This window comes from Microbacterium sp., assembly GCF_041909575.1.
GTDB lineage: Bacteria > Actinomycetota > Actinomycetes > Actinomycetales > Microbacteriaceae > Microbacterium.
Map to the genome: position 1 here is coordinate 36404 of NZ_JAYRDE010000011.1, position 8850 is coordinate 45253.

Here is an 8850-nt window from a genome sequence, read left to right on the forward strand (position 1 = left end):
GTCCAGACGACGGGCCTCATCGCCCGGGCCGATGAGTTCTTCGGCAACTTCACCGACGGCAGCATCCTGCTGTCGCAGTTCGTGAGCCTGCCGCAGGTGCTGGCCTTCTCCGCCGTGGTCGCGATCCTCAACCTCGTGGTGGTGACCGTGCTCGGCGCGGTGCTGGCCGGGATCTACAACCTCGCGGTCAAGGTCACCGGCGGTCTGCTGGTCGGCTTCACCTCCAACTGACGCGGATGCCGGCCCCTGGCCGGAGCGTCACACCACGGTGGTGCCCAGCAGGGTGCCGATGAGCCAGGTTGCGCCCAGCGCGAGCGCCCCTCCGATGACGAGTCGCGCGATCGCGCGACCGCGCTTCGCTCCGCCGAGCCGCGCCGAGATGCTGCCCGTGATCGCAAGGGCGATGAGCACGGCCGCGAAGGTGACGGGAACGCGCCATTGGGCGGGCGGCAGCAGGATCGCCAGCAGCGGAAGCAGGGCGCCGGCGGTGAAGGCGATGGCCGACGAGATCGCGGCGTGCCATGGATTGACCAGGTCGTCCTGATCGATGTGCAGCTCGACCTCGAGGTGCGCGGACAGCGCGTCGTGCGCGGTCAACTCCTCGGCGACGCGTCGTGCGGTCTCATCGGACAGTCCGCGGTCGCGGTAGAGCTGGGTGAGCTCCTCCAGCTCCTCGGCCGGCATGTCCCGCAGTTCGCGGGTCTCCTTCGCGATGAGCGCTCGCTCGCTGTCGCGCTGGCTGCTGACCGACACGTACTCGCCGAGCGCCATCGAGATCGCACCGCCCACGAGCCCGGCGATGCCGGCGAGGAAGAGCGCCGGGGTGTCGGTGGTGGCTCCGGCGACTCCCACCACGAGCGCGGCGACCGAGACGATGCCGTCGTTCGCACCGAGCACGCCGGCGCGCAGCCAGTTCAGTCGCTGGCCCAGACCGGTGCCGTGGGGTTCGCCCGGATGCGCAGTTCCCGCCATGCCCCCAGTCAATCGTGCCCGCGACACCACCGCCATGAGGCGCTCGGCTGTGCCGGGCACCGGCAGGTCCGGATTCGTGAAAACTGCGAGCGTCGGGTAAAGTCTTGGAGGTTGATCGACGCGGAAGCGTCGGCGAGACGGGGCTATAGCTCAGGCGGTTAGAGCGCTTCACTGATAATGAAGAGGTCCCAGGTTCAAGTCCTGGTAGCCCCACAGATTTCCACAGCCCCGGGGCCTTAGCTCAGTTGGTAGAGCGCCTGCTTTGCAAGCAGGATGTCAGGAGTTCGAATCTCCTAGGCTCCACAACGCACGAAGAGCCGCCCCGCAGGGGTGGCTCTTCCTGCGTTAACAGCGTCTCCCGCCGAGACACGGGATCCGTGGCGAGACCGGGGGCGACGCCCCGTGATTCGACGCGATTCCGGTGTCTCGCCGATCCCAGGCGGTCCCTGACATCGCCGTGCGAACGGCTTGATGCAAGCGTTTGTGGGATTCGTCCCCCAAGTGGGGGACAGTGTGTAGAGTGCACACAAAGGACCGCGTTTGCCGGGCCTGAAACCTCTCGCGACGCTGACAGTATCTGGGCTTTCGGTGGCTCCGCGGCGATAGACCTTCCTCACCGGCGCACACCGCGTCGGGAGAACTGGGGAGGGACATCATGCACTGGTCATGGATGCGACTCGCAGCGGCCGGCATGGGGGTGTCGGCGGTTGCGGCGGGGTACATCGTCAATGTGGACCGCGCTACGCGGCAGGGGCAGAGCCTGGCGCTCGTGCTCGCGAACTACTTCAGCATGTTCACGATCGTGTCGACGCTGCTGAGCGCCGGCGCACTGGTGGCCGCGGCCGTCTGGGTCCGGATGCACCCCGAGCGGACGCGGGAGCCGCTCGGCATCGCACTCGGTCTGGCCGTCACCACAGGACCGGTGCTCCTGCTCGGCGTCGTCTACAACGTCCTCCTGCGAGGCGTGCCGTCGGACGTCGCGGCGGCGGACTCCGCGGGGATCGCGATGCTCGACACCTACGCGATCGAGGTCCTGCACGTGATCCTGCCGCTGTACCTGCTGGCCGACCTGGCCTTCGCGACGCGGCGGCGGGGACTGCCGTGGTGGAGCCTGCCGGTGCTCACGGTGTACCCGCTGTCGTGGCTGCTGTACACGATGGTCCGGGGCGAACTGGTCGTCGACCCGTCGGGCGCCGCGGCATGGTGGTACCCGTATCCGTTCCTCGACCCGCACGGCGCCGGCGGCTGGGGCTCTGTGCTGATGTACATCGTCGGGATCTTCGCGGCGTTCGTCGCGATCGGCGCGGGAGTGATCGCGATCGGGCGCTATCGCGAGCGCCGGGCGGTCCGGCGGGAGACACCTGTGGCGGCTGAGGTGCTGCACGGCTGATCTCGCTGCGGTAGACGGCCCGTCCCCCCAAGGGACGGGCCCTCGACGCCGGTCGGGCATGCACGATCGCGCTCGGCCGCATCGGCCCCGGTTAGGGTGAAGCATGGATCTGCGCGTCGCGGCCTACGCCGTCGTCATCGACGCCGAGGACCGCCTGCTGCTCGCGCACTGGAACGAGGGCCGCCGCGCCGCATGGACGATGCCCGGCGGCGGTCTGGAGCCGGGCGAGGACCCCGAGCGCGCCGCGCGCCGCGAGGTGCGGGAGGAGACCGGCTACAAGGTCGAGATCGACGAGCTGCTCGGCATCCATTCCCGCGTGATCCCGCCCGGACGGCGCCTCACGCAGGGAGTCACCGAGCCCCTGCACACGCTGCGCATCATCTACCGGGCACGCGTGATCGGCGGGCGACTGCGCAACGAGACGGACGGATCCACCGACCGCGCCGAGTGGTTTCCGCTCTCGGAGGTGCGCTCGCTCCAGCGCGTGAAGCTCGTCGACATCGCCCTGGAGATGGCGCAGAAGACCTAGAGCGGATGCCGCTACCCGGCCGGCTGAGAGATGTCGGCCACCGTGGCGCCGTAGGCGGCGATGAGATCGTCGGCCTCGACGAACAGGCTGTACCCGTGAGCGCCGGATCCCATGGCCACGCGGTGCCCCACGATGGCCTCGTCCGCATAGATCGGCCAGTCCCGTGTGCTGCCGATCGGCACGATCGTGCCCCGCTCGTAGCCCGTCGCGTCGAAAGCCCGCTCCGGGTCGGGCAGCTGCAGCTTGTTCACTCCGACGACCGTACGAAGCTTGGGCCACGAGATCGCTCGATCGCCCGGAATCAGCGCGAACAGATACGTGTCGTCGCTGCGCTTGACGACCAGCGTCTTGACGATGCCGGCCGGCGGGATCCCGAGGATCTCAGCGGCCTCCTGCAGGCTCTTCGCGGCGGGCCGCTCACGGATCTCGATCGCGAGTGAACGAGCGGATGCCGCCTCCCTGACCCGCTCGAGGCCCGGGACGGCTCCCGTCACCGTCAGGCGTCCGGCGCGCGCAGCGGGTCGTCCGCGACCCAGAGCTCGTCGTCGGCGCGCAGCGTCTGCCAGGCGGCGTACAGCACGCCGAGAGCGGCGGCGACGCCGAGGATGATCGCGATGACGCCGCCGGCGCCGATGCCTTTCTTCACGGGCTCGGGTGCGGCCTTGCGCCAGCTGGCCGGCAGATCGAACCCGCGACCGGACGCCAGGCGCGAGCGCGTGTCGTTCGCGGCATCCCACACCGACATCGCCGAGCCGACGACGGCTCCGGCGGCCGGGAGGACGGTGCCGTTGACAACCTTCTTGCCCTTCTCGACGTAGGGGGCGGCGTAGGTCTCGTAGCCCGCGGCGACCCGGGGCTTGACCTGCTCGCGGTGGAGGTGGCCGAGCTGGCGACCCGCTTCACGAGCGACGCTGGCAGCCTCACCCACGAGGATCTGCTGCGACTCCCACAGGCTGTTCGCCTGCGTCTGGAGCTTGCGGAGTTCCTTCTTGCGCTTGCGGCTGAGGCTCACGATGCCCTCCTGATCGAACCGGGACCTGGTTCGACCCATCTTGCCAGACGTGCGCGAAGGCGGGAGGGGTTGCACAGAACTCTGGAAGAATGTAGCAATGCCGATTCCCACCGCTGTCGCCACTTTCCACACCAACTACGGCGACATCGTCGTCAACCTCTTCGGGGACCACGCGCCCCGCACGGTCCAGAACTTCATCGGCCTCGCCGACGGGACCGGCTCGTGGACGCACCCCGCCACGGGCAAGCCCGGCGAAGGCCCCCTCTACAAGGACGTCGTCTTCCACCGCATCATCTCGGGCTTCATGATCCAGGGCGGCGACCCGCTCGGCCAGGGTGTGGGCGGACCGGGCTACACCTTCAACGACGAGATCAGCCCCGAACTCACCTTCACCGAGCCCTACAAGCTCGCCATGGCCAACGCCGGCCTCCGCCGCAACGCCATCACCGGCCAGGCCGAGGGCACGAACGGCTCGCAGTTCTTCATCACGGTCCCCGGTCAGGGCGGTCGCGGACCCGAGTGGCTGCAGGGCAAGCACACCATCTTCGGCGAGGTCGCCGACGACGCCTCGAAGGTCGTCGTCGACACCATCAGCGAGGTGCCGACCGCTGCGGGCGACCGTCCGATCGAGCCGGTCGTGCTCCAGTCGATCGACATCGCCGCGGCCTAGGCGCTCCGCCCGCCGTGACCGCCGACGACCTCGCTCGCAACCGCGACAACTTCTGCTACCGGCATCCGGACCGGCAGAGCTTCGTGCTCTGCCAGCGGTGCCTGCGCACGATCTGCCCCGAGTGCCAGACGCCCGCCGCTGTCGGCGTGATCTGCCCCGAGTGCCTGCGCGATCAGCAGAAGGCGGCCTCGCCCGCACAGCGCAAGGCGGAGCGTCGGTGGTCACGGCCGCGGGCACTGACGGTGGCCGACAGCCGCCCGGTCGTGACGTACGCGATCATCGGGATCACCGTCCTGGTCTATCTCCTCACCGTGATCCCGGGCATCGGGGGGGCGATCGAGGACGCATTCGCCTTCTACGCTCCCCTGATCTATCCCGGGCTCACCGGGTACTTCGAACCGTGGCGGCTCCTCACCGCGGCGCTCGTCCACGGCGGCTTCGTCCACCTCGCGCTGAACATGCTCGCGCTGTGGATGATCGGCCGCAGCCTCGAGCCGCTGCTCGGGCGATGGCGATTCCTGACGCTCTACGTGCTGAGCGCACTGGGCGGGTCGGTCGCCGTCGCACTGCTGTCGTTCACGACGCCGGTGGTCGGCGCATCCGGCGCGATCTTCGGTCTCTTCGGAGCGCTGCTGGTGATCGGCCGCCACATCGGAGCGAACATCGGCGGGATCGCGATCGTCCTGGGCATCAACCTCGTGATCGGGTTCCTGCCGGGGTTCAACATCTCGTGGCAGGCGCACGTCGGCGGACTGCTCGTCGGCCTGCTCGTCGCGTTCATCTTCACGCGCACCCGGGCACCGCGTCAGCGCGCGCTGCAGATCGCCCTGCTGGTCGCGGTCACGGCCGTCCTGGTTGCTCTCCTTTTCGTGCCCGCGCTGTTCCCCGCGCTCGTGCTGCGCTGAGTTATCCACAGGTTCATCCACACATGGGGATGAATGACAACGGTGTAACTCACACCTGTTGACAACCCTGTTAAGAAGTCCGCACACACGAAAGCCCCGGTCATGCCGGGGCTTTCGGAGAGTCGGATGCTGCGCTAGCGCCAGCGAGTGGTCATGAGGAAGCCGAGGAAGGCGATGCCGAAGCCGATCACGAGGTTCCACCCGGCGATGCCGGGGATGGGGTACTGCATGCCGCTCAGGTAGAAGACGAGCACCCAGACGAGTCCGATCAGCATCAGACCGATCATGATGGGCTTGAACCACACCGGGTTGGGTGCGGCCTCGCCTTCTGCGCGCTCGATGAGCGGGTCGTCTTCTCTGCCGGGTCGTGCCATGCAGAGAAGTCTAACTGCCAGGCGGCCCACAGCGTGCGGGGACTACAATCCCGCTGTGGAAGAAGCGCTCGCCGGACCCGACGGTGGACCCCGAGTGCCCGCGACCACTCGACGCCGCACGTCCGTTCTGGGCGTCATCGGCGAGATCCTGATCACGGCCGGCGTCATCGTCCTGCTCTACGTCGTGTGGCAGCTCTACATCGGCGACATGATCTACGGCGCCGAGCGCAACGGGCAGGGGCAGGAACTCTCCCAAGAGTGGGCGGGCGCGTCCCCCAGCACCAACGAGCCGGGCGCGGCGCCCGTCACCGCCGAGCCGATCGTCCGCGAGGAGCCCGCCGACGGCGAGAGGTTCGGCGTCATGCACGTCCCGCGATTCGGCGCCGACTACGCGATGCCGATGGCGGGCGGGGTGACGCGGGAGCGCACGCTCAACCCCATCGGAATCGGCCACTACCCCGGAACGCAGATGCCCGGCGATGTCGGCAACTTCGCCGTCGCTGCGCACCGCACCTCGTGGGGAGAGCCCTTCCGCAAGATCGCCGACCTCCAGGTCGGCGACCCGATCGTGGTCGAGACGGAAGACGGGTGGTACACCTACCGCTTCCGCACGCTCCAGTACGTCCAGCCCACGCAGCGCGACGTGCTGCTGCCGGTGCCGCAGGCTCCCGACGTGCCGGCGGGAACCCGGTACATCACCCTGACCAGCTGCAGCCCCATCCACTGGATGTGGGAGCGCATCATCGCCTATGGCGTCTTCGAGTCGTTCACGCCCCGGTCCGCGGGGCCGCCGGCATCCCTCGACGAAGGGATCGCCTGATGTACGCCGCGCTCTGGCGCGTGCTCCCCGGTCCGTGGTGGGTTCGCGTGCTCATCCTGCTCGTCCTCGCCGCCGCCGTGCTGTACGGACTCATCTTCTACGTCTTCCCGTGGGCGAGCGAGATCATCAATCCGCTCGACGGCACCGTCGAGTGACCCGGCGTTGACCGCAGCATCCGTCCTCGTCGTCGACAACCACGACAGCTTCGTCCACACGCTCGAGGGGTACCTGCACGAGCTCGGCGTCACGACCGATCTCGTCGAGGCGGACGCCGTCGACGACCCGGCCGCACTGATCGCGCCGTACCGCGCGGTGCTCATCTCACCCGGGCCCGGCGCACCCGGGGAGGCCGGAGCATCCGTCGCCGTCGTGCACGCCGCGGCAGAGGTGCGGATGCCGCTCCTCGGGGTGTGCCTCGGCCACCAGGCCATCGGCGAGGCCTTCGGCGCGTCGGTCGCGACCGCACCCGAGCTCATGCACGGCATGACCTCGCTCGTCCACCATGACGGCGACGCCCTCTACGACGGCCTTCCCGACCCCTTCACCGCGACCCGCTATCACTCGCTCGCCATCGTTCCCGGGACGCTGCCGGCGGAGCTCGCCGTCACGAGCCGCACCGCCGAGGGCGTCATCATGGGGATTGCGCACCGCTCGCTGCCGATCACGGGCGTGCAGTTCCATCCCGAGAGCGTCCTCACCGAGGGCGGCCACCGGCTCCTCGGGAACTGGCTCGCGTCGGCGGGATTCCCGGATGCCGCGTCCCTCGGCGCGCGGCTCGGTCCGCGTCGCTGAGCAGGGCGCGCGGGCGTCAGCTTCCGGAGCAGTAACCGAGGACGATCTCGGAGTGGATCGGCACGTCGCCGGGTGCGAGGGACTGCGTGGCCACCGTGGGCGGCGCCGACCCGGCGCACGACGTGTCCTCCTGCGTGGAGACCGTGAGCTCGAGCTCCTCGAGCTCACGCTGCGCGGCTTCGACCGTGTAGCCGCGGACGTCGTTGATCGTCACCTTCCCCGACGCCACGACGAGGTTGACCACCGTGCCGGCCGGAACGTCCGATCCCTCGGGCTGATCGGCGGAGATCACCGTTCCCGCCGCGAGGGCGGCGTCGTTGCGCTGCGTGACCGTTCCCAGCTCGAGGCCCGCGTCCGCGATCGCCGCGGCTGCGGCATCCCGTCCCAGTCCCTCGAGCGGCGGGATGGTCGCCATCTCTTGACCGAGCGAGACGTAGACCTGGATCTCCTGGTTCGGATTGACCGACTCGCCGGATGCGGGGTCGGTGCGGATCACGATGCCCTCAGCGACGTCGGGGTTCTCCTCGTCGACGCGGATGGCGCGCAGCTCGGCGTCCAGGAGCTCTTGATTGGCGCGGTCGTACGTCATGCCCGACACGTCTGGGACCAGGCGAGCGGTCGAGGGCACGTTGTCGTCGGGATTGATCGACAGCACCCAGAACAGCACCGAGATGAGGAGCACCGCGAGCACGCCGACACCTGCCCAGATCCACGCGACCGGCGGGCCGGCCTGCGTGCGCTTCATCGTGGTGTCGGTGCTCAGCTGACGCAGCGACCGAGCCGTCTCGGCCGCCTGCTTCGGGTTGGGCCCGTAGAGCTCGCTGGTGAGCGCGCCGACCTGGCGCTTCGACGGCGAGCGGCCGTCGACGGTGGCGTCGAGCGCTTCGCGGAAGCTCGCGGCATCCTGGTAACGCTGGAACGGATCCTTCGCGAGTGCGCGGAGCGCGACGGCGTCGAGCGAGCGCGGCACGCTCTCGTTGACCTCGGACGGCGCGAGCGGCGCCTCGCTCACGTGCTGGTACGCCACCGCGACGGGCGACTCGCCGCGGAACGGCGGCCGCCCCGCGAGCAGCTCGTAGAGCACGACGCCCGCGGAGTACAGGTCGGCGCGCGCGTCGACGGGCTCGCCCTTGGCCTGCTCCGGAGAGAAGTACGCGGCCGTGCCGAGGATCGCCGTCGTCTCGGCGACGGTGGAGGAGCCGTCCGACACCGCGCGAGCGATGCCGAAGTCCATCACCTTCACCTGACCCGCGTCGGTGATCATGACGTTGCCCGGCTTGATGTCGCGGTGCACGACGCCGGCGCGGTGGGAGTACTCGAGCGCCTCGAGGATCCCGTCGACGTAGCGGACGACATCCGTCACGGGCACGGGGCCCTCGGCGATGA

General features: G+C 69.3%; 13 protein-coding genes and 2 tRNA genes. 10 read left to right on the forward strand and 5 right to left on the reverse strand.

Annotation, left to right across the window (positions count from 1 at the left end; translation table 11 throughout):
• A partial coding sequence (locus ACE3O1_RS03150; RefSeq protein WP_374312325.1) for a DUF3566 domain-containing protein occupies positions 1–231 on the forward strand: 231 nt, incomplete at its 5' end.
• 27 nt (positions 232–258) lie between these two features.
• On the opposite strand, the gene ACE3O1_RS03155 is transcribed toward ACE3O1_RS03150, so the two are convergent.
• Complete coding sequence (locus ACE3O1_RS03155) at positions 259–972, reverse strand: VIT family protein (RefSeq protein ID WP_374312328.1); 714 nt, start codon at positions 970–972, stop codon at positions 259–261.
• Positions 973–1111: 139 nt separating this feature from the next.
• On the opposite strand from ACE3O1_RS03155, the gene ACE3O1_RS03160 reads away from it, so the two are divergent.
• The 4 genes from ACE3O1_RS03160 to ACE3O1_RS03175 all read left to right on the forward strand — a co-directional run bounded on the left by ACE3O1_RS03160 (position 1112) and on the right by ACE3O1_RS03175 (position 2891).
• Positions 1112–1185, forward strand: a tRNA-Ile gene (locus ACE3O1_RS03160).
• 17 nt (positions 1186–1202) lie between these two features.
• A tRNA-Ala gene (locus tag ACE3O1_RS03165) sits at positions 1203–1275 on the forward strand.
• Between the two features lie 367 nt (positions 1276–1642).
• Positions 1643–2362, forward strand: a complete 720-nt coding sequence (locus ACE3O1_RS03170) for a Pr6Pr family membrane protein (RefSeq protein ID WP_374312330.1) — start codon at positions 1643–1645, stop codon at positions 2360–2362.
• A gap of 103 nt (positions 2363–2465) precedes the next feature.
• Positions 2466–2891 carry an NUDIX hydrolase gene (locus tag ACE3O1_RS03175; protein ID WP_374312332.1) on the forward strand — a complete coding sequence of 142 codons (426 nt, stop codon included), beginning with the start codon at positions 2466–2468 and terminating at the stop codon, positions 2889–2891.
• An 11-nt stretch (positions 2892–2902) separates the two neighbouring features.
• Here ACE3O1_RS03175 and ACE3O1_RS03180 read toward each other — a convergent pair whose 3' ends face one another.
• Positions 2903–3385 carry an aminoacyl-tRNA deacylase gene (locus tag ACE3O1_RS03180; RefSeq protein ID WP_374312334.1) on the reverse strand — a complete coding sequence of 161 codons (483 nt, stop codon included), beginning with the start codon at positions 3383–3385 and terminating at the stop codon, positions 2903–2905.
• Between the two features lie 2 nt (positions 3386–3387).
• Positions 3388–3903: a DNA helicase gene (locus tag ACE3O1_RS03185; protein ID WP_374312336.1), complete on the reverse strand. Its 516-nt coding sequence runs from the start codon at positions 3901–3903 to the stop codon at positions 3388–3390.
• 97 nt (positions 3904–4000) lie between these two features.
• Here ACE3O1_RS03185 and ACE3O1_RS03190 point away from each other — a divergent pair, with 97 nt between their 5' ends.
• A complete protein-coding gene (locus tag ACE3O1_RS03190) occupies positions 4001–4573 on the forward strand; it encodes a peptidylprolyl isomerase (RefSeq protein ID WP_374312338.1) in 573 nt (190 codons plus the stop codon).
• 14 nt (positions 4574–4587) lie between these two features.
• Complete coding sequence (locus ACE3O1_RS03195; protein WP_374312340.1) at positions 4588–5478, forward strand: rhomboid family intramembrane serine protease; 891 nt, start codon at positions 4588–4590, stop codon at positions 5476–5478.
• 134 nt (positions 5479–5612) lie between these two features.
• Here ACE3O1_RS03195 and ACE3O1_RS03200 read toward each other — a convergent pair whose 3' ends face one another.
• A complete protein-coding gene (locus ACE3O1_RS03200; RefSeq protein ID WP_374312342.1) occupies positions 5613–5852 on the reverse strand; it encodes a cell division protein CrgA in 240 nt (79 codons plus the stop codon).
• A 55-nt stretch (positions 5853–5907) separates the two neighbouring features.
• Here ACE3O1_RS03200 and ACE3O1_RS03205 point away from each other — a divergent pair, with 55 nt between their 5' ends.
• From ACE3O1_RS03205 to ACE3O1_RS03215, 3 genes are read left to right on the forward strand one after another with little or no spacing between them, the layout of a single operon-like run.
• Positions 5908–6672 carry a class E sortase gene (locus ACE3O1_RS03205; protein ID WP_374312344.1) on the forward strand — a complete coding sequence of 255 codons (765 nt, stop codon included), beginning with the start codon at positions 5908–5910 and terminating at the stop codon, positions 6670–6672.
• The gene (locus ACE3O1_RS03210; RefSeq protein ID WP_374312346.1) at positions 6672–6827 is read left to right on the forward strand and encodes a hypothetical protein; all 156 of its coding nucleotides are present in this window, start codon (positions 6672–6674) and stop codon (positions 6825–6827) included. Before ACE3O1_RS03205 ends, ACE3O1_RS03210 begins: the two co-directional genes overlap by 1 nt.
• A gap of 7 nt (positions 6828–6834) precedes the next feature.
• Positions 6835–7464 carry an aminodeoxychorismate/anthranilate synthase component II gene (locus ACE3O1_RS03215; RefSeq protein ID WP_374312348.1) on the forward strand — a complete coding sequence of 210 codons (630 nt, stop codon included), beginning with the start codon at positions 6835–6837 and terminating at the stop codon, positions 7462–7464.
• A 16-nt stretch (positions 7465–7480) separates the two neighbouring features.
• Here ACE3O1_RS03215 and ACE3O1_RS03220 read toward each other — a convergent pair.
• Positions 7481–8850, reverse strand: a 1370-nt coding sequence (locus ACE3O1_RS03220; RefSeq protein WP_374312351.1) for a PASTA domain-containing protein, incomplete at its 5' end; no start/stop codon positions are given.